Annotated in this window: 21 protein-coding genes and 3 tRNA genes; 12 read left to right on the forward strand and 12 right to left on the reverse strand. The window is 61.7% G+C overall.

Translation table 11 applies throughout. The annotated features are described in order from the left end of the window. The first annotated feature begins 31 nt into the window (after positions 1–31). From BVH73_RS03205 to BVH73_RS03260, 12 genes are all read left to right on the forward strand, one after another. Positions 32–523, forward strand: coding sequence for a peptidylprolyl isomerase (locus BVH73_RS03205; RefSeq protein ID WP_079416029.1), 492 nt, complete (start codon positions 32–34; stop codon positions 521–523). Between the two features lie 23 nt (positions 524–546). After that, positions 547–1,434 carry a UDP-2,3-diacylglucosamine diphosphatase gene (locus BVH73_RS03210; RefSeq protein ID WP_079416031.1) on the forward strand — a complete coding sequence of 296 codons (888 nt, stop codon included), beginning with the start codon at positions 547–549 and terminating at the stop codon, positions 1,432–1,434. 144 nt (positions 1,435–1,578) lie between these two features. Further along, entirely contained in the window at positions 1,579–2,097 is a 519-nt protein-coding gene (locus tag BVH73_RS03215; protein WP_154048411.1) for a GspH/FimT family pseudopilin, read from the forward strand. Continuing rightward, entirely contained in the window at positions 2,069–2,596 is a 528-nt protein-coding gene (pilV, locus tag BVH73_RS03220) for a type IV pilus modification protein PilV (RefSeq protein ID WP_169836740.1), read from the forward strand. Before BVH73_RS03215 ends, pilV begins: the two co-directional genes overlap by 29 nt. Before the next feature lie 56 nt (positions 2,597–2,652). Beyond that, a complete protein-coding gene (locus BVH73_RS03225) occupies positions 2,653–3,648 on the forward strand; it encodes a PilW family protein (protein WP_245800397.1) in 996 nt (331 codons plus the stop codon). A gap of 3 nt (positions 3,649–3,651) precedes the next feature. Next, the gene (locus BVH73_RS03230) at positions 3,652–4,239 is read left to right on the forward strand and encodes a pilus assembly PilX family protein (protein ID WP_079416037.1); all 588 of its coding nucleotides are present in this window, start codon (positions 3,652–3,654) and stop codon (positions 4,237–4,239) included. Positions 4,240–4,290: 51 nt separating this feature from the next. Continuing rightward, positions 4,291–8,058, forward strand: a complete 3,768-nt coding sequence (locus tag BVH73_RS03235; protein WP_079416039.1) for a pilus assembly protein — start codon at positions 4,291–4,293, stop codon at positions 8,056–8,058. Positions 8,059–8,072: 14 nt separating this feature from the next. Beyond that, positions 8,073–8,540, forward strand: coding sequence for a type IV pilin protein (locus tag BVH73_RS03240; RefSeq protein ID WP_079416041.1), 468 nt, complete (start codon positions 8,073–8,075; stop codon positions 8,538–8,540). A gap of 93 nt (positions 8,541–8,633) precedes the next feature. Beyond that, the gene (locus BVH73_RS03245; protein WP_079420287.1) at positions 8,634–9,218 is read left to right on the forward strand and encodes a GspH/FimT family pseudopilin; all 585 of its coding nucleotides are present in this window, start codon (positions 8,634–8,636) and stop codon (positions 9,216–9,218) included. 652 nt (positions 9,219–9,870) lie between these two features. Continuing rightward, the gene (gene lysS / locus BVH73_RS03250; protein WP_079416044.1) at positions 9,871–11,391 is read left to right on the forward strand and encodes a lysine--tRNA ligase; all 1,521 of its coding nucleotides are present in this window, start codon (positions 9,871–9,873) and stop codon (positions 11,389–11,391) included. 5 nt (positions 11,392–11,396) lie between these two features. Beyond that, a complete protein-coding gene (locus tag BVH73_RS03255; protein WP_079416046.1) occupies positions 11,397–12,341 on the forward strand; it encodes a carbohydrate kinase family protein in 945 nt (314 codons plus the stop codon). A 137-nt stretch (positions 12,342–12,478) separates the two neighbouring features. Beyond that, the gene (locus BVH73_RS03260; protein ID WP_079416048.1) at positions 12,479–13,177 is read left to right on the forward strand and encodes a Bax inhibitor-1/YccA family protein; all 699 of its coding nucleotides are present in this window, start codon (positions 12,479–12,481) and stop codon (positions 13,175–13,177) included. Positions 13,178–13,240: 63 nt separating this feature from the next. Here the strand turns inward: BVH73_RS03260 and rlmD are convergent, their stop codons facing one another. The 12 genes from rlmD to ilvC form a co-directional block, all read right to left on the reverse strand. Further along, positions 13,241–14,656 carry a 23S rRNA (uracil(1939)-C(5))-methyltransferase RlmD gene (gene rlmD / locus BVH73_RS03265; protein WP_079416050.1) on the reverse strand — a complete coding sequence of 472 codons (1,416 nt, stop codon included), beginning with the start codon at positions 14,654–14,656 and terminating at the stop codon, positions 13,241–13,243. A gap of 53 nt (positions 14,657–14,709) precedes the next feature. Then, positions 14,710–15,519, reverse strand: coding sequence for a 3'-5' exonuclease (locus BVH73_RS03270; RefSeq protein ID WP_079416052.1), 810 nt, complete (start codon positions 15,517–15,519; stop codon positions 14,710–14,712). Positions 15,520–15,560: 41 nt separating this feature from the next. After that, positions 15,561–16,619, reverse strand: coding sequence for an RNA polymerase sigma factor RpoS (gene rpoS / locus BVH73_RS03275; RefSeq protein ID WP_079416054.1), 1,059 nt, complete (start codon positions 16,617–16,619; stop codon positions 15,561–15,563). An 8-nt stretch (positions 16,620–16,627) separates the two neighbouring features. Then, positions 16,628–17,602 carry a peptidoglycan DD-metalloendopeptidase family protein gene (locus tag BVH73_RS03280; protein WP_079416056.1) on the reverse strand — a complete coding sequence of 325 codons (975 nt, stop codon included), beginning with the start codon at positions 17,600–17,602 and terminating at the stop codon, positions 16,628–16,630. Between the two features lie 30 nt (positions 17,603–17,632). Beyond that, on the reverse strand, positions 17,633–18,247 hold the full coding sequence (locus tag BVH73_RS03285) for a protein-L-isoaspartate(D-aspartate) O-methyltransferase (RefSeq protein WP_245800398.1): 615 nt from the start codon (positions 18,245–18,247) through the stop codon (positions 17,633–17,635). Between the two features lie 239 nt (positions 18,248–18,486). Continuing rightward, positions 18,487–19,242 carry a 5'/3'-nucleotidase SurE gene (gene surE, locus BVH73_RS03290; RefSeq protein WP_079416060.1) on the reverse strand — a complete coding sequence of 252 codons (756 nt, stop codon included), beginning with the start codon at positions 19,240–19,242 and terminating at the stop codon, positions 18,487–18,489. A gap of 115 nt (positions 19,243–19,357) precedes the next feature. Beyond that, positions 19,358–19,450, reverse strand: a tRNA-Leu gene (locus BVH73_RS03295). Between the two features lie 25 nt (positions 19,451–19,475). Continuing rightward, positions 19,476–19,549: transfer RNA gene (locus BVH73_RS03300), tRNA-Cys, on the reverse strand. Positions 19,550–19,707: 158 nt separating this feature from the next. Continuing rightward, positions 19,708–19,783 (reverse strand) — tRNA-Gly (locus BVH73_RS03305). Between the two features lie 59 nt (positions 19,784–19,842). Beyond that, entirely contained in the window at positions 19,843–20,652 is an 810-nt protein-coding gene (gene pssA, locus BVH73_RS03310) for a CDP-diacylglycerol--serine O-phosphatidyltransferase (protein ID WP_079420289.1), read from the reverse strand. 131 nt (positions 20,653–20,783) lie between these two features. After that, complete coding sequence (locus BVH73_RS03315; protein WP_079416062.1) at positions 20,784–21,425, reverse strand: phosphatidylserine decarboxylase; 642 nt, start codon at positions 21,423–21,425, stop codon at positions 20,784–20,786. A gap of 86 nt (positions 21,426–21,511) precedes the next feature. Continuing rightward, positions 21,512–22,528, reverse strand: coding sequence for a ketol-acid reductoisomerase (ilvC, locus tag BVH73_RS03320; protein ID WP_055449760.1), 1,017 nt, complete (start codon positions 22,526–22,528; stop codon positions 21,512–21,514). Positions 22,529–22,535 lie beyond the last annotated feature (7 nt).

Below are 22,535 nucleotides of genomic sequence, written 5' to 3' on the forward strand. Positions count from 1 at the left end.
CCCTCCCCAACCGCTCCACGAGACTCCCATCATGGTCGAACTCCAAACCAACCACGGCAACATCCGCATCGAACTCGACACCGCCAACGCCCCCAAGTCCAGCGAAAACTTCCTGGCCTATGTGCGCTCGGGCCATTTCGATGGCACCGTCTTCCACCGCGTGATCGACGGCTTCATGATCCAGGGTGGCGGCTTCGAGCCGGGCATGAAGCAGAAGGCCACGCTCGCGCCGATTCAGAACGAGGCCAACAACGGTCTGAAAAACGACCGCTACACCCTGGCCATGGCGCGCACCTCCGATCCGCATTCGGCCACCGCCCAGTTTTTCATCAACGTCGCCGACAACGGCTTTCTCAACCACACCGCCCCGTCCGCGCAAGGCTGGGGCTATGCCGTGTTCGGCAAGGTCGTCGAAGGCCAGGACGTGGTGGACAAGATCAAGGACGTGAAGACCGGCCGCAAGGGCTTCCACGACGACGTGCCGCTGGAGGACGTGGTCATCCTCAAGGCTGTCGAGATCTGAACACGGGGCGAGGCATCGGTCGCATGACGGCTGCCCTCAAGCAAGATGCAACGGCATCGAGCGCGTCTCGCCCTGAGCTTGTCTTCACCGGCCTGAACGCCGCGCCCTCGTGGCGCAGCATCGCCCTCATCTCCGATCTTCACCTGGGCGCCCAGGCGCCACGTACCACCCAGGCCTTCCTCACTTGGCTTCATGGCCCCGCGCGCGAGGCCGATGCCCTGTTCATTCTCGGCGATCTGTTCGAGGCCTGGATAGGTGACGATCTGCTCGAACCGTCCGCGCGAAGCATCGCTCCCGCAGACGCCGCCTGCGCCCAGGACATTGCCGCCGCCTTGCGCGCCTATACCGACGCCGATAACGACGCCCATACCGAGACAGGGCGAGCACTGTTCGTCCAGCACGGCAACCGCGACTTTCTGCTCGGCGCCCGCTTCGCCCAGGCCACCGGCGCGCAGTTGCTGCCCGACCCGCTCGTCCTCACCTTTCAGAACGAACGCCTGCTCCTGACCCACGGCGACCAGCTCTGCATCGCCGACACCGCCTATCAGCAATTCCGCACCACCGTGCGCAACCCGCAATGGCAGCGTCAAGTCCTGGCCCAGCCGCTGGCTGCCCGAATGCAGCAGGCGCTCGCCATGCGCGCCGCCAGCCAAGCCGCGCAGTCACGGCCGGAAAACTGGGCCGACGCCGACCCGCAAGAAGCCCAACGCTGGCTGGCCGAAGCTGACTGCACCTGGATGATCCACGGCCACACCCACCGCCCGCGCAACCACTGGGGGGGCGGCCTGCTGCGACAAGTCCTCTCCGACTGGGACTGCGACGGCGCCCACGGCGATCGGCCTCGGTCTCAGGCTCTCTGGCTGATCGCCAGTGACCGAGGTCTTGAGGTCGGTAGCCGTTCCTGTCCTTAACGGAGCCAACGGGGCGCTGGTGCGAGCTTTTTTTGCAATGAAAGTTACATTTTGATTCCGTTCATCGGCTGTTAGCGACCGTTCGTCGGATAAGGCACGCGTAGCCATGTGAGGCGTGGAAAACTCGGGGCACATTGTTTCAATTTGGAAACCCCTGTGAACCACAGAACCGCAGGCTTCACGCTGATCGAACTGCTTGTCACTTTGACCGTCGCAGCCATTCTGTTGGCCGTGGCCGTACCCAGCTTCCAGAGCATGATGCTCAGCAGCCGTCTGAGCACCAGTGCGAACGCCGTCGCCAACGCGCTGAGCCTTGCACGATCCGAGGCGGTCAAGCGCAATCAAGAAGTCAATGTCAGCAACGCCGCAGCCGTCAAAAGTGCGGATAACAGCGTGACGTATGCCGCCGCGCCGACCGTGCCCTCAGGCATTCAGAAAGTCAGCGGTAAAGCTCTTGTCGCCACGCCCGGCGGATTCCTGCGCCAGGCAACAGCAAGCGCCGGGTTCTCCGGTCTGGTCATTGATCTCTACGCCGCCGACCTACCCAGCAGCCAACACCGCTGCGTCTATCTGGTGACCGGGATCACGCCGGTCGTCTGCTCCGTGGATGACACTGGAACTGGAAAGTGCCCCAATGCGCAACCCAACCCTTGCCAACAATAAAGCCAGACTCTCCAGCCGAGGCGCCCGGCAACAGCTCGGTGCTGGACTGCTGGAAATCCTGATTGCGGTGCTGGTGCTGTCGATTGGTTTCATCGGCATGTCCACCTTGCTGGTGCGATCGATGACCAACAATAACAGCGCCATGACGCATACGCAGACCACGATGGTCAGCTACGGCATCCTCGACGCCCTGCGCGCCAACCGGGCCGCAGCGCTAAACGGCGATTACGACACCACGGCATCGTTCAGCAATTCGAGCGGCTCCCCCAGCTGTTCACTTTCAGGCTCAGTCAGCGGCAGACCGGACACCGAAATCCGCGCCTGGTGCTTGGGATCGGGTGGATCGACCCCTGATGGACTGGCGGCCCTCGGGAACGGCGCCAGCGGACAAATCGACTGCACGAGTCAAGGTGACTGCACGGTGACCATCACTTTCGACGACAGTCGAGCCACTGCAGGCTCCAGCACCCAAACCTACGTGACCAAGGCCATGCTATGAGCGCCAGAGCCTATTCAACCCCAACTCGCCCAACCACACCAGGCCGCCAGCGTGGCATGACACTTGTTGAACTCATGGTGGCCTTGCTGCTCGGTCTCGTCGTCACCGGTGTTGCGATCAGCGTCTTTCTGGCCAGCCGAGGCTCATTCAAAACGAATATGGCGGTCGGCGAAGTGCAGGATGGATCGCGCATTGCTTTCGAACTTCTGGCTCGCGATGCTCGGCAGGCCGGGCTGACAGGCTGCGGCAACGGAACGAGCGTGGCCAATGTCCTGAAGAACGGTACCGGTAATGCTGGAACCGCCTGGTGGGCCAATTGGGGCAATGCGGTTCATGGCTACGAAGCCAACGCGAACGACCCTGCAGTCACCGAAGGCGGCGCCACCAGCAATCGGGATGCCACCACCGATTCCGTCCAACTAATCGGCATTGAAGAAGGCGGCTTGAGTGTTCAGAGTGCCACCACGTCCAGCCTCACGCTCTGGTCCGCGGCCAGCAATTGGTCGAACGGCGACGCCTTGGTGATCTGCGACCCCGATCACGCGGCTCTCGTTCAATTGGGCAATGGCTCTGGCACCACCTCGCTGAGCTGGGCGGCCAGCGGTTCCAACCCAGGAAACTGCACAGCCAACCTCGGATTTCCGACCGTGCCGCCCGCACCTCCTGGCACGCCTGCGTGTTCCGCCGACCCCTACACCTTCCGCGCCAACGCCATGGTGTCGCGTTTGAACGTGGCGGACTGGTATGTCGGCGTCAACCCATTGGGCGCTCGCTCGCTCTATCGACGAACGCTGACAAACAGTGGCGGCAGCCTGTCGGTGACATCACAGGAAATCGTCCGCAATGTCACGAACATGCAAATTCTTTATCACGAAAACGGTGAGACCAACTATGGCGATGCCTCATCGGTCGCCGACTGGAACGCCGTCGATGCCATGCAGGTGACCCTCACCCTGCAAAGTGCCACCCAACAGTCCGTGACCGACACCAATCCGACGCCGCTCACCCGCAACGTCACCACAGTCATCGCCCTGCGCAACCGAGTGAGCTGAACCATGTCTGCCATTTCTCTGTCTCCATCACTCCGCCGTGGAACTCAGTACGCACAACGCGGGGTTGCACTCATCATCGCGTTGATCCTGCTAGTGATCGTCACCGTGATCGGCCTGGCGGCCATCCGCAGCACGACCTTGCAGGAAAAAATGGCCAGCAATCTGCAGGATCGGCAGATCGCCCTGCAGAACAGCGAAGCCGCCTTGCGCATTGCCCAAGGACTGCTGCAAGCCAATGGTGCAACGGTCTGGCGCGACTGCACTGTCACCACGACTCAGTGCGACAACAATCCCTCCGCACAGGCAGATGCAGCCGATGTCTGGCAAACCGTGCCAACCGGCACCGCAACCAATCAATACACAGCGGGCAGCAATGCCTCGGGACAACCGCAGTATGTGATCGAAGACATGGGCTTCTGGAACGACCGACGCACCGCCCTGGGCCCGCAGCAGACCGCCAACAGCGCGCAATACGGCGCAGCGCCAGTCATGCCGACCGCGCACTTCTATCGCATCACCGCGCGCAGTGCCGACCCGGCGACGGCCCCGGATCGCGCCACGGTCACGCTGCAGGCCTGGGTCCGCCAGTAACCGCCGCCCTCATCCATTCTCACGAGACTTCATACCCAAAGGGACACCGTCATGCGTCCGCAAACATCGCCTCGTCGCACCCCGCTTTGGATGAAGCTGGTTCTGCTGTGTACCGCGTGGAGCCTGAGCGCCTCGCCACTCGTACAAGCCGCCGTATCCATCGACCAGCAGCCATTGACCCTGAGCAATAACGTCCCTGGCAATCTCGTGCTCACGCCCTCTGTGGAATGGCCTACCGTGATGAGCATGGCCAATGTGGGCGGCTTCGATACCAGCAAGACTTATTACGGTTATTTCGACCCGAACAAGTGCTATGGCTACACCATCGCTGCCGCGACGGTTCCCGCCTTCACAGGCGTTAACGGTGGCACCAACAACTACTTCGAACCGACAGGTGCCGCGAGCAATCGCACCTGTTCTAGCGCCTGGAGCGGCAACTATCTGAACTGGGCTGCCACCCAGACCATCGATGTCTTTCGCTCAACGCTCACCGGGGGAAACCGGGTGGTCGACACGGCCGCCCTCACCATTCTGGAAAAGGCGCGGCATACCGGGCAAACGGGTACGGGCGCTCTCGACATCTCCGGTGCGACTACGGTGCAAAACAACACACCGTCCAGTTTCAGCTACTTTTCGACAAAACTCGCCGGGCTGGGCAACCGGATGTACTTCATCTCTGCCAACAGCAACACCGTCAAAGATAAGGACAACACCGACCGCAGCCTGCGCTATCTGCTCGACAATCCAAACACTGCGCAAAGCAAGGGCGCTGTCGAATACGACCCTGCCCAGAGCTTGAAGGCAGGATGGGTGTACTCCGTCAACATCGACGTACAAGTCTGCAAAAGCGGCATGCTCGAGGACAACTGCGTGGCCTATGGCAGCCACGCTAAGCCGGAAGGCCTGATCCAGAAGTATGGTTCCGTTTTCACCTACAGCGTGTTCGGCTATCTCAACATCTCCAACGAGCGTCAGGACGGTGCGGCGCTGCGCGCTCCACAAGGCTTTGTGGGCCCCAAAACCTACGAACCAGGCGCAACCCCAGCTACCAATGCCCAGGCGGAATGGAGCGCGATCGATGGCACCTTCGTCAGGAATCCACAATCCACCGCCGCATCGGACACCACCGCGGCATATGCCACGTCACCTGACATCCAGGACAGCGGTGTTATCAACTACATCAACAAATTCGGTCAGATGACCACGGCGAACGACAAAAGCTATGACCCGGTCAGCGAGATGTATTACGCGGCGCTGCGCTACCTGAAGAAACAGGGGCCCGTCACGTCCTACAACAGCATCAGTGCCTATCCGGATGGCACGGCTTACAAAATGGCCGATGGCTTCCCCGTGGTGCAGACATGGTCAGACCCTTGGCAATACGACTGCCAGCGCAGCTTCATTCTGGGCATCGGCGACGTCAACACCTGGGACGACAAGAATCTCCCGGGCAATCTGAATACCGACACCGAGCCCGCCGTACCGGCTGAAGTGACAGCTGACACCAGCGTCGATGTCAAGACTGCGACGGAAAAAATTGCCCAACTCGAAGGCATCACCATCAACGGCATGACGGCAACCGCAGGTACCTCATTCAGCGGCCGGCACAACTCCGCCTATATCGCTGGACTGGCGTACGACGCCCACACCGTCGACATGCGCCCGGATCTGGCTGGCAAGCAGACCGTCTCCACCTATTGGGTCGATGTGATGGAGAACCAAGTTCTCCTTGGTAAATCACAGAACCAATACTGGCTCGCGGCCAAGTATGGCGGATTCTCCGTACCCGCCAACTACGATCCCTATGCCAATACGACAGCGCTTTCAGACGCTTCGTGGTGGACCAATGGTCAGACGCTGAGCACCAACGACAAACGTCCTGACAATTTCTTCACGGGCGGCGACGCCAAGACCATGAAGCAGTCGCTGGAGGCTGCGTTCTCGGCCATTGCCAGCGAAAATGTTGGCAGCACGGCCTCGCTTTCCACCAACTCCACCCAGCTCAACAACGGCAGCCGGGTTTATCAGGCAAGCTACAAGGAAGGCGTCTGGAGCGGCTCGCTCAAGGCGTTCAACATGGATCCGACCACGGGCGCCGCGACCACGCAGGCATGGGATGCCGCCACGGTATTGCCTGCTGCGGCCAGCCGCACGATCTACACCGTGGTCAATGGCAGCTATGTGACTTTCGACAGCACAAACGTCAGCGGCAAATACGGCTGGACCACCGATCTGGTGAACTACCTTCGTGGGGATGCCTCCAAGGAAATCCGCAACGGCGGCACGCTCCGCAATCGCACCACGGCGCTAGGCGACATCATCAACTCACAACCCATCTATGTCGGCAAGCCCGACGCCGGGCCTTACGCCAACGCCACCTTTACCGGCTCGAACAGTTTCAAGTCTTTTGCGTCCACGCAGACCACCCGCACACCCACGATCTACGTATCGTCCAACGACGGCATGCTGCATGGCTTCAATGCCAACACTGGCGTAGAGACCTTCGCCTACATGCCTGGGGTAGTCCTTGCCGCATCCACCAATCCGAGCGTGCTCGCCCAGAAAAACTACGGCTCCGGCCTCAATCCGCACCAGTACTTCAACGACGGTGAGATCACCGTGGCCGATGTTTACACAGGATCGCCCGCCGCATGGCGCACGGTGCTGGTCGGCACAACAGGGCGCGGCGTTACGCGGTCGATCTATGCGCTCGACATCACCGACCCCGCGAGCGTGAAGTTTCTCGGAGAGGTCTCCGATGGCTCTCTGGGACAGACCCTGGGCAAACCCATCATTGCGCAAACCGCGAACGGCGAGTGGTCGATTCTGGTGGGCAACGGCATGAATAGCGATACCGGCACCGCGCAGCTCCTGCAAATCAGCCTGAACACCGGTACTGTCTCTCGTCACACGACCAACACCGCAACCGACAACGGGCTGTCTACGCCCGTGATCTGGATCGACAACCTCGGCAACGGCATCAGCACCAAGGCTTACGCAGGCGATCTGCAGGGCAATGTCTGGTCGTTCGATCTCGCCAATGCCACCAGCACCGGTTCTCTTCTGTTTACCGCGAAAGACGCCAGCAACAAAGCACAACCCATTACAGCTCCCATGTTCGCCGCCAAGAACCCCGACACCGGTAATTTGTGGTTGTTCTTCGGTACCGGGCGGTATCTCAGTTCGGATGACCTGAAGAACAAGGATGTGCAAACCTGGTACGGGCTGAATGTGTCACAAGCCAGCTTTCCCATCGCGAAGACTGATCTGATCGAGCGGAACATTACGGCGGAAACTGCGGGTACGGCGGCAGACCCAACCGCCACGCCGCCCGTACAGGCCACGTTGCCTTCCCGCACAGTCAGCGTGGGCACACCAGGCGATATGACGGGGAAGAAGGGCTGGTACATGGACCTTTTACCCCCTTCGAACACCCCCCAGGGCGAGCGCATGATTGTGGCCAATCAGGCTTACCAAAATCTGCTCGTCGGCAGCACACTCATCCCGGACAATACCGATGTCTGCGCACCCTCTGGTCGTGGTTGGATCATGGCGGTCGATCCCTTCACGGGCACAAATCCAACGAATATCTTCTTTGACCGCAACGGAGATCGCTTATTCAACGCATCCGACAAGATCACCGTCAATAGTCAAACCATTCCGATTGCCGGCATCGGGCTCACGGCGCTGACAGGCATGAGCAATTTCATCAGCACCACCCTTCTTGCCAACCAGAATGGGACTATTTTCAACACCCAGGTGAATCCGCAGGTTTCCAACCCAGGGCGAGTGTCCTGGGCCGAACTCGTCAATCCATGAGCGGGAGCACTTCCATGTCGCATCGCAAGCCAACACATTTCGCTCAACGGGGTCGCGGATCTGGTTCGCGAGGATTCACGTTGATTGAATTGATGATCGTCGTGGCCGTCGTAGCCATCATCGCAGCCGTGGCCTATCCGTCGTACATCGGCCACGTAACCAAGACCAAGCGCGTTGCTGCCGAAGCCTGCCTGGGAGAGTACGCAAACTATATGGAGAGGTACTACTCGACCAACCTGCGCTACGACCAGGATTCCGCCGGAACAGCGCATACGCTACCCACGTTGTCTTGCGCATCAGACCAGAGCACGGACTACCAATTCAGTTTCGTGCCGAACACACTAGGTCAGTCCACCTACCGTGTACGCGCGGTACCCCAAGGCGCTCAGGCAAGCCGTGATACGGAGTGCAAAACAGTTTCCTTGGACCAGGCCGGAACGAAAACAGAAAGTGGTTCGGGCACCGTGAGCTCCTGCTGGTAAAACTTCGATCCCGATCAAATCATTTGGCTTTTTTCAATTTTTCAGCAAAAATTTCACACATAATCTTAGCATCTTCCGTCTTTCTGGAGACTTATGATGCAGAGCGACTGCCTGACGGGCCCAGAAGCACACGATCACCGCGGCTTCAGCCTCGTGGAAATGCTGGTCGCCGCGTCGATCGCGGGGCTGATGGCTGCCATTGCGGCCCCTTCGTTTTCTCACCTGATCGAACAACATCGAATGACCATAAGCAGCAATGCCTTGATGAGTGCATTCGTGATAGCAAGGCAGTCTGCCATCTCCAAGAATCAGTTTGTGGCCATTTGCGCAGGCAATGTCGAATCGGGATGCCACGCCGATTGGGGCGGTGGGGAATGGCTCATCTTCACAGACCGCAACCGAAACGGAAGACTTGACATGGACGAAAGTCTGATTCAGGACGGATCGGCCACGCTGGGTCGAGCCGTTCGCATTCTGGCCAATCGCCCCATGAAAATGCCCATCCTGTTCCATCCCATCGGGCACGCCGAGCAACTGAATGGTGCTTTTGCAGCGGGAACGCTTCGGATCTGCGCTGCATCGACAAGCTCAGCGCCAGGTGTCGATCTGATTCTGTCCAAATCGGGGCAAATGCGTGCGCAAGCTCACGACGTGGGTGGAAGCTGCACCCAACCTTGATCGGTTGCAGGCCCGACAACAATGTCATGATCTGTGCTGATGGTGTTGCCGCTGCTTCCCGATCAGCCGGTGGCATGACTGGCCGGGCTCAATCTGCATACGCTCTGGCGCGCAGCGCGATTGCCTGAGGGCGGCGTTCGCGTCGAATGCGGCAGCCGTGGTGGCGTTGAACTTGATCGTCGCCCTGATCGAACCTGCACTGCGTTCTCGCCTTCTGCCGACCGTTGCGCGCTACACAGCCGGGCTTTGCTCACGGTCGGTGCGCTTTGGCTTCGGCCACCGCACAACACGTAGGCGCTTCTTGTCATGGGCTTCACCCTAGCGACGGATGGTGTGAGCAAGGCATCGCCGGATTTGCTGGTGCGCGACGAAGTTTTGGCATGGCCCATCTGACTGCGCAACTCGGTCTTATCAGTCTGTTCTGACCGGGGCTTTGGCTTGCTCTCGCTTAGATCTGCCTCGCACCATGTCTGCGACCGCGACGCTCACCGGCCCTTGGCAGGTGAGCGCAAGTCACCCCCCTTGAACCCAAGCACCGAGAGGGCGAGTCTAAAATAGACAGGCTTTGCTAAGGTAGCACGTACCGCCACTCTGTGTACTCGCTCATCGCCTCACATCGCGACACGACCTGATCGCCCCACCTGCTTTCTGCATGAATACTGACTCCCCCCATCCGCCCCTCGCCGACGACGGCCCGCTAATAGCTGAACGACGCGCCAAACTCTCTGCCCTGCGTCAAGTCGCCCCCGCCTTCCCGAACGACTTCAAACCCTCGCATCAGGCCCTCAGCCTGCAGGCGCAGCATGGCGGTGACGAACCCGAGACGCTGGAAGCGGCGGGCGTGCGCGTGCGTGTTGCGGGGCGCATGATGCTCAAGCGGGTGATGGGCAAGGCCAGCTTCGCCACACTGCAAGATGGCACCGGGCGCATCCAGATCCATGTCTCCAACGACGTCACCGGCGAGGACGCCCATGCGGCCTTCAAGCACCACGACCTAGGCGACTGGATCGGCTGCGAAGGTTTGCTTTTCAAGACACGCACCGGCGAGCTGACCATCAAGGCGAAGAGTGTGCGGCTGTTGGTCAAGTCGCTGCGTCCTCTGCCCGACAAGTTTCACGGCCTCGAAGACGTGGAAACGCGCTACCGCCAGCGCTATGTCGATCTCATCGTCACTCCCGAGTCACGCGAGCGTTTCGCCCTGCGCAGCAAGGCCATCGCGGCCCTGCGCAACGAAATGCTGGCGGCTGGGTTCATGGAGGTGGAAACGCCCATGCTCCACCCCATTCCGGGCGGCGCTGCGGCCAAGCCGTTTGCCACGCATCACAATGCCCTGGACCAGCAGATGTATCTGCGCATCGCGCCCGAGTTGTATCTCAAGCGTCTGCTGGTGGGAGGCTTCGAGCGTGTGTTCGAGATCAACCGCAATTTTCGCAACGAAGGCTTGAGCCCGAGGCACAATCCCGAGTTCACCATGATGGAGTTTTACGCCGCATGGTGGACCTACCGCGACCAGATGGATTTCACCGAGGCGCTGATCCGCAACACCGCGAAGCTCACCTGTGGCACGGCGGTGCTTACGCATCAGGGCCGCACGCTGGACTTGAGCGCGCCGTTTGCACGCCTCACCCTGACGCAGGCCATCCAGAAGCACGCCCCCGAGTACACCCACGCCCAATTGGCCGATGACGGGTTCTTGCGCGGCGAGTTGCGCCGCCTCGACGCCGACCACGCTCCGCACAAACTCAAGGGCATGGGTCTGGGCGCGCTGCAGCTCGCGCTGTTTGAGGAAGTCGCCGAGCATCTGCTCTGGGAACCGACCTTCATCGTCGATTACCCGGTGGAAGTGTCGCCCCTGGCCCGCGCCTCCGATGCCGATGCGAACACGACCGAGCGCTTTGAGCTGTTCATCACCGGCCGCGAGATCGCCAACGGCTTCTCCGAGCTGAACGACCCCGAAGACCAGGCCGCACGCTTTCACGCCCAGGTACAGGCCAAGGAGGCGGGCGACGACGAAGCCATGTACTTCGACGCCGACTATGTGCGCGCGCTCGAATACGGCATGCCGCCCGCGGGTGGCTGCGGCATCGGCATCGACCGGCTGGTCATGCTGCTCACCGACGCGCCCAGCATCCGCGACGTCATTCTCTTCCCTGCCCTGCGCTTCGAGGGCTGAAGCCCATGTCCACCCTCATCTGCGGCTCGCTCGCGTTCGACACCATCACCACTTTCGACGGCCGCTTTGCCGAGCACATCCTGCCCGACAAGGTCCACATTCTCAACATCAGCTTTCTGGTGCCCACGATGCGGCGCGAGTTCGGTGGTTGCGCGGGCAACATCGCCTACAGCCTCGCCCTGCTGGGCGGCGAGCCGCTCATCCTGGGTGCGCTGGGTGCCGATGGTCAGAGCTATCTCGACCGTCTCGATGCGCTGCATATTCCGCGTACCCATGTCGGACAGCTGGCCGACAGTTTTACCGCGCAGGCGCACATCATCACCGACCGCGACAACAACCAGATCACCTCGTTCCACCCTGGCGCCATGGGCCGTGCGCACGAGTTGCCCGTGCCGCTGGACGCGGGAGTCGATCTGGCCATCGTCGCGCCGGACGGCCGCTCCGCCATGATCGACCATGCGGCGCAGCTCGCCCGTGCCGACATTCCGTTCATTTTCGATCCCGGCCAGGGCATGCCCCTGTTCGATGGCGCCGATCTTCGCGAATTCATCGTCAAAGCTACTTGGGTGACGGTCAACGATTACGAAGCCGAACTGCTGGTCGAACGTACCGGCTGGAGCCTCGATCACATCGCCACCCTGGTGCGCGGCGTCGTTGTCACGCGTGGCGAGCAGGGCTGCCGCGTCTGGAGCGGGGGAGATCCTGCCGTGGACATTCCCGGGGTGCCGGCTTACACCGTCTGCGATCCCACGGGTTGCGGCGATGCCTTCCGCGCCGGTCTGCTCTACGGCCTGTCCCGCGGCTGGAGCCTGGCAGACAGCGCACGACTGGGCAATGTGCTCGGCGCCGAAAAAATCGCCGTGCACGGCCCGCAGAATCATCACCTCACCCTGAACGACGCGCTTGCTCGCATCAAATCCGTCTACGGTCTTGTCCCCCAATCGGCCTGACGGCCTGAAACCGGGCTTAACCCAGCCCTGAAACGCTTGCAATTTCATCGACAGCGGATTGAAATGCACCCGATGGAACGTATCTAGCGTGTGCTAGTCTGACACTCAGCGTCCCCATTCCGCAACGGAGTTTTGCCATGAACGAACAACGCGATTACACCCTCTACGCCCAGCCGAGCGGCACCTCTGTGCGCAACAAGGTGCTGCGTCAGACCTACTCGCTGCTGGCCCTGTCCCTCATTCCCACCGTGTTCGGTGCTTGGCTGGGCATGGCGACGGGGCTGAACCTGGCCATGGCGCAGAGCCCCGGCATGACCATGATCGTCTTCCTGGTCGGCGCCTTCGGCCTGATGTTCGGCATCGAGCGCACCAAAAATTCCAGCGCCGGGGTCGGACTGCTGCTGCTGTTCACTTTTTTCATGGGCGTCATGCTGTCGCAGATGCTCGGCTTCGTGCTGGGCATGAGCAACGGCCCGCAACTCATCATGCTGGCCTTCGGCGGCACGGCCGTGATCTTCGGGGCCATGGCCACGCTGGCTAATGTGGTCAAGCGCGATCTGTCCGGGCTGTCCAAAATGCTGTTCGTCGGCGTCATCCTGCTCATCCTCGCAGGCATCGCCAACATCTGGCTGCAACTGCCTGCGCTGATGCTGACCTTCTCGGTCGTGGCTGTCGTGATCTTCTCCGCGTTCATGCTGATCGATGTGCAGCGGGTCATCAACGGGGGTGAAACCAACTACATCACCGCCACACTGGCCATCTATCTCGATATCTACAACGTGTTCGTCAACCTGCTGTCCATCCTGAGCTTTTTCAGCGGCGGCGGGCGCCGTTAAGCGCGACGCCGTGCCATGAAAAACGCCCGCAAATGCGGGCGTTTTTCATGTGTCACAAGGGAATTATTCGCGCTCGAAGACCGCCATCGACTCCACATGGGCCGTGTGAGGAAACATATTCATCACGCCTGCCGCGCGCAAGGTGTAACCCGCCTGATGCACCAGCAGGCCGGCATCGCGCGCCAGGGTTGCCGGATTGCAGGACACATAAACGATGCGACGCGGAGGACTGAACGGCACGGTCGGCGGCGCGACGGGTTTGGGCGCCATGGTTGCGCCGTCCGCGGCCAGCGTCTCCTCCCCCGACGAACCCAGAGGTCCGTGCACGGCCTCGGCCAGCGCCTTGCACAGCGCCAGCGCGCCATCGCGGGGCGGGTCCACCAACCACAGGTCGGCTTCGCCATAGGCTCGCAGATCGTGCGCATTCATCTCGAACAGATTGCGTGCGGCGAAGGCCACTCTGTCCTGCAGATCGTTGTGCAGCGCGTTGTCGAGGGCTCTGGCCACCAGCGTGGCGCTGCCTTCCACGCCCAGCACCTGCCGGGCCTGCGTGGCGATCGGCAGGGTGAAATTGCCCAAGCCGCAAAACCAGTCGATCACGCGATCGGTGCGCCGGGCGTCGAGCAGGCGCAGGGCGCGCGCCACCATCACACGGTTGATCTGCGGGTTCACCTGGGTGAAATCGGTCGGACGGAACGGCATGACGATGCCGAACTCCGGCAAGGCGTAGCTCAATGCCTCTGCGTCGGGATCGAGCGGCACCACCGAATCGGGTCCCTTGGACTGGAGCCACCATTGCACGCCGTGCTGCTGGCCAAAGTCGCGCAGCCGCTGCCGGTCGGCGTCGGTCAAGGGCTCGAGGTGGCGCAGCACGAGGACGGTCACCCGATCGCCCATCGCCAGTTCGATCTGGGGCGCACGTTCCGGTCGCGACAAGCCCGCAATCAACGCGCGCAAGGGCAGCAATAAATCAGAAACCGCCTTGGGCAGGATGTCGCAGCTGCGCATATCCGCCACATAGCTGGAGCCCTTCTCGTGAAAGCCGACCAGTACGCCACCTTTTTTCACCACGAGCCTGACCGTCAACCGGGCTCGGGTGCGATAGCCCCAGCTGGGACCGGCGATTGGCCGCAGTAGGCGCTGCGGCCGCAAGCGGCTCAGATGCCAGAAATCGTCTTCAAGGGTGCGCTGCTTGAACGCCAACTGCGCCGCGGGATCGACATGCTGCATGCTGCAGCCACCGCAGACACCGAAGTGGGGGCAGCGTGGCGTCACCCGGCTGCTCGCTGTCGTCGCCCAGGCCACGGCCTGGCCCGACTCCCAGTTGCGTTTGCTGCGCATGATGCGCGCCTGAACCCGCTCCCCGGGCAGTGCATTGGCGACGAAGACCACCTTGCCGTTCTCGCTGCGCCCGACCCCGCGGGCCTCCAGATCCAGGCTGTCGATCTGCAGCCATTCCAGTCGCTCTCTTTGTTCCATCTGGCTATTGGAACAGATGGGGCGGCGCCCGATGGGTACAGCGCCGTCCGGCCTCAGGTGTTTGCGGGCGCCGGCGGCTGTGGCCAGGCGGCCAGGTATTCCTGCCAGTGCGCTTCCTGCGCCGCCAGGGTGCCCAGGGTATGCCTCACGAGCTCGATCTCATCGGCATATTCATCCGCCGACAAGGCCCCGCGCATGAGCTGGTAACGGCAATACAGCAAATAGGTGTTCATGACATCGGTCTCGCAATAGCGGCGGATGTCATCGGTCTGCCCGGCAAGCCAGGCATCAAAAACCTTGCTGCCGTCCATGCCCAGCTTGCCGGGAAAGCCGCACAGCTTGGCCAGCACATCCATGGGCGCGTTGGCGCGTGGCTGGTAAAGCGCAAGCAGGTCCATGAGGTCGAGATGGCGGGTGTGATAGCGGGAGATGTAGTTGTTCCACTTCATCTCGCGATCATCCTCGCCCATGTCCCAGTATTTCGGCGCCGTCACGGCGTGTACGAGACCGCGGTAGTGCAGCACGGGCAGGTCGAAGCCGCCACCGTTCCAGGACACGAGCTGGGGGGCATGTTTTTCGATCACGCGAAAAAAACTCTGCACCACCTGGCCCTCCTGTCCGCCCTGATCGACGAAGGAGTGGATCTTCAGCCCCTCGTGATTGCGAAACGTGCACGAGATCACCAGCACGCGCTGGCAATGCACCGGGAGGAAGTCGCTGCCCGTCTTTTCCAGGCGGCGCGCCTGGGCCTGAAGCACGGCGGCCGAATCATCGAGTTCGGGATCGGCTAGGCCAGCGGCGCGCAGTGCGGCGGCGTCGGGGATGGTTTCGATATCGAAAGTGACGATGGGGGTGCGGATCATGGGGCGAGAACGAGAAAAGACGTCAACCGAACCCGTGCCCGTCAGAGCAGCGAACCCTTGTCCACGCCGTTGCGGGCCAGGCGGCCTTTGAGCTTGAGCAGCGCTTCCTGCTGGATCTGACGCACACGCTCACGCGTCAGTCCAAGACGCTGCGCCAGCGACTCCAGCGTTTCCAGCTCGCGCCCGTGCAGACCGAACCGCGCTTCGATCACCTCGCGCTCGCGCTCGGCCAGCGCGCCGACCCAGGAGTCGACCAGGGCTTCGACCTCGCGCGTCTGCGTCTGCTCTTCCATGCTGAGCGCGTTCTGATCGGCGAACTGGTCCGCGTAGCTCTCGCCGTTCTGCGTCTCACGCAAGGCATCGAGCGAGATCGGCTGCTCGGCGAGCGCCAGCAGGTCCGTAACCTCCTCCGGGCTGCGACCGAGCAGCGCAGCCACATCCTCGTCCGAGGTTTGCCCCCGATAGTCGGCCGCCTGCTCCAGGTGCTTGCGAGCCCGCAACACCTGGTTGAGCTCACGAATGACATGCACGGGCAGACGGATGGTGCGAACCTGCTGCATCAGCGCGCGTTCGATGCTTTGGCGTATCCACCAGCTTGCATAAGTCGAAAATCGGAAGCCGCGCTCGGGCTCGAACTTCTCGATGGCATGGATCAGACCGAGATTGCCTTCTTCGATCAAGTCGCCCAGAGCCGCACCACGGCCGACATAAGCCTTGGCGATGCTGACCACCAGCCGCAGGTTGTGCTCCACCATGGCCTGGCGAGCCTCGAAGTCCCCGGCCTTGGCACGGGTCGCCGTTTCGAACTCCTCTTCAGGCGTGAAAAGCGGCTTGGCACGAATATGGTTAAGGTATGACTGCAAGGCGCTGACGCCCGACTCGTCATCAATGACGCCGATTGAGGCAGGTGGACAAGTCAAGCCTTCGGATGACGCCGTCGGCTGCGCTGGTGGCGACTGCGGGCTCTCCTGCGCAAGGGCTTTGGCGGCCGCCGCGCTCAAAGGCGCATCAGGCGTCACGGCGCCATTCAAAGCGGCCGCACGGCTCTCGCCCGCTTCAGGTGAGGCAGTAGTGGCGACCGGTTTCTGACTGCGCGGCATGCGGGCGGTCAGGGTTGCTTGGGCAGCAGCCCGATCGGATCGATGGACTTGCCACGCAGCCGGATCTCGAAATGCAGTTCAACGCGCGGCGCATCAGTCGAGCCCATCTCGGCAATCTTCTGCCCACGCTTCACCGTCTCGTTTTCCTTCACCAGCATGGCGTTGTTGTGCGCATAGACGCTGATGTAGTCGTCGTTGTGCTTGATGATGATCAGCTTGCCGAAACCACGCAACTCCGAGCCGGCATACACGACACGCCCAGCCGCCGCCGCGTACACCGGATCGCCCAGATTGCCTGCGATGTCGATGCCCTTGCTCGTGGTGCCATTGAAACCCTGGATGATCTTGCCGCTGGCGGGCCAGGACCAGACGATGCCATCGTGCGTGGCCGTGGCCAGATTGCTGGCAAGCACCGTGGGGCCGCTCGGCGCGGCACTGGCCGAGGCTGCAGATGCAGGCGGAGCCGCCGCGGCGTTCACGGGCTTGGCGGGCGCCGGAGCCGGGCTGGCGCCATTGGCCGACTTGGCAGAGGTCACTGGCGCCAAGGGCGTGACGGCAAAGCTCTGCGCCGCACCGCCGTTGGGCAACGGCGCCGCAGCGGATGCCGCCGCAGCTGAGGGGCTCGCCGTTGCCGCCGCCTCCGGAGCCACGACACGCAAGACCTGACCCACTTCAATCACGTTCGGATCACTGAGGTTGTTCCACTGCGCCAGGTTTTGCCAAGTCGTGCCGTACTGCAGCGCGATGCGCCGAAGGGTATCGCCTGGCTGCACCGTGTAATAGCCGGGCTGTCCGGCCAATGACGAGGAGGCTGCCGTCGCAATACCCGCTGGCGCGGCCGCAACGGTGGCTGGCGGCGCATAAACCGGGGGCACTTTCTGGAAATTCTTTTGCTCGACTGGCACTGGGGCGAGCGACACCGAGGAGCAAGCGCCCAGGATGGCCGCGGCAGATAGAGTGAGAGCGAGCAGAGCAATCCGCATGGTGATGGACGTCGATTCAGGGAGGTCGGTTCAGATCAGGCCGGATTTTAAGGGGACGAACTTTGCCCCTTCGAGAGGCTGGACGTCGAAGGCGGTGGTGGTGCGCTTGCGATACAGCATGAGCTGTTGCGGATCTCCGATCGGGGCAATCAAAACCCCGCCCACGGCCAACTGGTCCAGCCAGGCCTGTGGCACGGTCAGCGCCGCGGCTCCCGAGAGAATCGCGTCGAACGGCGCGCCTTGCACACACCCCGACATGCCATCGCCCAGAATCAGTCGCAGGTTGGGAACCCGCAACGCGCGCAGATTGTTGCGCGCCAGATCATGCAGTGCGCGTATGCGCTCGACACTGTAGACCTCGACAGCAACACGGGCCGTCACCGCCGCGGCATAGCCGCAGCCGGTGCCGATATCGAGCACCTTGCCCAGGTTTGCGCGCGGCGCCAAGGCCTTGAGCGCAGCATCCAGGCCTCTGGCCACAACCGAGGGTTTGGAGATCGTCTGCTCGTATCCAATGGGCAAGGCGTTGTCGAGGTACGCCTGGGCCGCCAGGCCCGGTTCAACAAAGTGATGCCGCGGCACATCCTGCAGCGCCTGCAGGACACGCTCGTCAAACCCGCCCAGTTGTCGCAACCTGTCGACCATGCCGCGACGCACCGCATCCGAATCGAGCCCCGCCTGACGAGGCAGGCAGCGCGAGGGGCCTGGCGCGAGGGGCCGGGAGTCTGCTGTTCGCGATGCATGTGACGACACGGGCCGCGCCCGAGCCACCCCAGGCTCGCTTCTCGGCGACGGCGAGGCCGTGGACGATTTGCTCTGTGTTGCATCGGCCGATTGACGCACCGGCCAATGCACGAAGCGCGGCGGCGACTTGGTCCCCGCGCTCACACACGGCCTCGTGTTTCGAAGCGGGCCGCGCACGACGTGATCTGGGCGTGATGCGTCAAGTCCAATTGCAAAGGCGTCAGGGACGCGCAGCCTTGGGCAATGGCATCAAAATCCGTTCCCTCCTGCTGATCCAGAGCCGCCCCGGCGCCGCCGATCCAATAGATCGTGTCTCCGTAGGGATTTTTCTGCACGACCACCGGCTGACTTGGATGTCGTTTGCCCAGGCGGGTCACACGCAAGCCCCCCAAGGCGTTCAAGGGGCGATTGGGAACATTCAGATTGAGTAACTGGGCTTGAGGGGGGCTATCGGCAACCAGCTTGCCCACCACCTCGACAGTGACTGCGACGGCGGTGTCCAGATGCGCCCAGCCCTTTTCGACCAAGGAGACGGCCACCGCCGGAATGCCGAACAAATAGCCTTCGGTGGCCGCGGCCACCGTACCTGAGTAGATGGTGTCGTCACCAAGATTGGCGCCGTTGTTCACCCCGCTCACCACGAGATCCGGCCGGAAGTCGAGCAGGCCCGTCAGCGCGATGTGCACACAGTCCGACGGCGTGCCGTTGACGTAGCGAAATCCATTGCTGGCGGTATAGACCGACAAGGGCCGATTCAGCGTCAAGGCGTTCGATGCAGCACTCGCGTTCTGCTCGGGAGCAATAACCGTCACGTCCCAGTTCGCCCGCAACCCTTCATACAGTGCGGCGAGACCCGGGGCCAGATACCCATCATCATTGGCAAGAAGAATTCGCATGGCCGCATCTTATCGGGTCATGGCGACCATTACATCTGGCGCACCCTGGAGGTTGTTCCCCGCAAAGGCATGCAGGCCCGCTGCCTTGCATTTCAGGCATCGACTGCCTGCGAACTGGTGCCCGGAGCGGGGCTCGAACCCGCACGCCCCTTTTCAGGAAAGCGGCGGATTTTAAGTCCGCTGCGTCTACCAATTTCGCCATCCGGGCAAGCAGCAGCGCAAAACATGGGAGTTGGAGGCGGGGGTCGGAATCGAACCGGCATAGACGGCTTTGCAGGCCGCTGCATAACCACTCTGCCACCCCGCCGGGTGACTTGGCTTTACGCGAAGGGAGATCCTACGCAAAAGCGCCCGACGCTGCAGCGTTGCCCCAAGCAGGTGACGCTATCGTCAAACCCCGCTGGATGAACCCATCGCGCCGGACACAAAAAAGGGAAGCATGGCTTCCCTTTTTTGCTGAGAATTTGGAGCGGGAAACGAGGCTCGAACTCGCGACCTCAACCTTGGCAAGGTTGCGCTCTACCAACTGAGCTATTCCCGCGGAAAACAATAATTATTGCAGCACCAATCTGGGTTGTCAATAGCCCGCGAAAGGATTGATCAATGCAACCCGCGCTCGTCCGGCTCATCCACCGATGTGGCAATCACGCTGACAGGGCGCCCTTTGAGGCGGTGCCACACGTAAAGCCCATAACCGGACAGGCCATAGAGAACGAACAAGCCGAACAGCACCAAAGGCGGCTGATACGCGATCAGCCCGATCAGCAGCACGATCAGGAAAATGCTGATGAAAGGCACGCTGCGCCGAAGGCTGAGGTCCTTGAAGCTATAGAAAGGAACATTGGTCACCATGGTGAGCCCGGCAAACAAGGTGATGACGAAGCTGAACCACGCCACGTGCGCGCCCTGCACGCCCGCATCGGTCATGATCCAAAGGAAACCCGCCACCAGGGCCGCCGCAGCCGGGCTGGGCAGCCCCTGGAAGTAACGCTTGTCGATCACGGCCACATTGGTATTGAACCGAGCAAGGCGCAACGCAGCCCCGGCGCAATACACGAAGGCGGCCAACCAGCCCAGCTTGCCCAAGCCCCGCAGAGACCATTCATAAATAATGAGTGCAGGCGCTGCACCGAAAGACACCATATCGGCCAGCGAATCGAATTGGGCGCCAAACTCGCTCTGGGTGTTGGTCATGCGCGCCACCCGACCGTCGAGGCTGTCGAGCACCATGGCGGCGAAGATTGCCGTGGCCGCCGCGTCGTACCGGCCACTCATGGCCATCACGATGGCGTAGAACCCGCAGAACAGCGCGGCGGCAGTGAAGGAGTTGGGCAAGAGGTAGATGCCACGACGGCGGCGATGGGCCGGATCGTCATCGGGCTCAGGCGTTTGATGAGGCGCTTCAGGCATGCAGGACCGATCGGCTTTGGGGTCGGCGTCGGCGCCGGTTTGCTCCGACAGACTCGCCTGTTGGGGAAATTGGGCCACATTACGCGACATGCTCGACCTCGCTGGTGAAAGACCACATGCCTGCAAACCCGTCAGGCGGCAAAATCAGCCAACACCGTGCTGCTCGCATAGACCTTGTCTCCGATCGAGACGCGGGACTGCGCGTCCAGTGGAAGATAGACATCAACACGAGAGCCAAAACGGATGAAGCCAAAGCGCTGCCCACGTCGCAATGTTTCTCCAGACTTGACGTAGCACAGGATGCGCCGCGCAATCAATCCAGCGACCTGCACCGCGGTCACGACGCGGCCCTCGCAATCGATCACCAGCGCATTGCGTTCATTCTGCTCGGACGCCTTGTCCAGATCGGCGTTCAGAAACTTGCCCGGAAAGTACTGAACATCGCGCAGATGGCCATCCACCGGCGCCCGGTTGGAGTGAACGTTGAACACATTCATGAACACACTGATCTTCAGTGCCTCTCGCTGTGCGTAAGGATCGAATGCTTGCGCGATGGCCACGATGCGGCCATCGGCCGGACTCAGAACCGCCAGAGGCTCGCGCGGAATGGGGCGCGCCGGATCGCGAAAAAACTGCACCACGAAGATCGTCAACAACCAGAGCGGCAGCGACCACCAGAAACCGGCAAGCGCCCAAAGGATGACGGACAGCAGCACGCTGGCTGCGATGAAAGGCCAGCCTTCGCGGGCCAGAATGGGATGGGGATATGTCATGGGCGAAGTTTAGTCGCCGGAAGTCCCGGCATGAAGCACAACACCCGGCATCGGCCGGGTGTTGTCGCGATCAGAGTGCTTGAGGATCAGTTCCTGGACTTGTCCACCAGCTTGTTGGCCTTGATCCACGGCATCATCGCACGCAGTTTCTCGCCGACCTGTTCGATCTGGTGATCCGAGGTCAGACGACGGCGGGAGAGCAAGGTGGGCGCACCGGCGCGGTTTTCCAGAATGAAGCTCTTGGCGTATTCACCCGTCTGGATATCCTTGAGGCACTGACGCATAGCGTTCTTGGTGTCCTCGGTCACCACCTTCGGCCCGGTGACGTACTCGCCGTACTCCGCGTTGTTGGAGATCGAGTAGTTCATGTTGGCAATGCCGCCCTCGTAGATCAGGTCCACGATGAGCTTGAGTTCGTGCAGGCACTCGAAGTAGGCCATTTCGGGCGCGTAGCCTGCTTCGACCAGGGTCTCGAAGCCCGCCTTGATCAGTTCGACCGTACCGCCGCACAGCACCGCCTGCTCACCGAACAGATCGGTTTCCGTTTCTTCACGGAAGTTGGTCTCGATGATGCCGGCCTTGCCGCCACCGTTGGCCACCGCATAGGAAAGGGCCAGATCGCGCGCCTTGCCTGACTTGTCGGCATGCACGGCGATCAGGTGCGGCACGCCGCCGCCCTGGGTGTAGGTGTTGCGCACGGTATGGCCAGGCGCCTTCGGGGCGATCATGATGACGTCGAGATCGGCACGCGGCTGCACCTGACCGTAATGCACGTTGAAGCCGTGAGCAAAGGCCAGCGCGGCACCCTTTTTCATGTTCGGCTCGACTGCATTGCGATAGACCTCGGCGATGTTCTCGTCGGGCATGAGCATCATCACCACATCGGCGCCTTCGACGGCCTTTTCAACCTCGGCGACCTTCAGGCCCGCCTTTTTGGCCTTGTCCCAGGATGCACCGTTCTTGCGCAGCCCGACGGTGACTTTCACGCCGCTGTCATTCAGATTCTGGGCATGCGCATGGCCCTGCGAGCCATAGCCCACGATGGTGACTTTCTTGCCTTTGATGAGGGAGAGATCGGCGTCTTTGTCGTAATACACGTTCATGTTGGCT

It is taken from the genome of Thiomonas intermedia (assembly GCF_002028405.1).
GTDB classification, from domain to species: Bacteria; Pseudomonadota; Gammaproteobacteria; order Burkholderiales; family Burkholderiaceae_C; genus Thiomonas; species Thiomonas intermedia.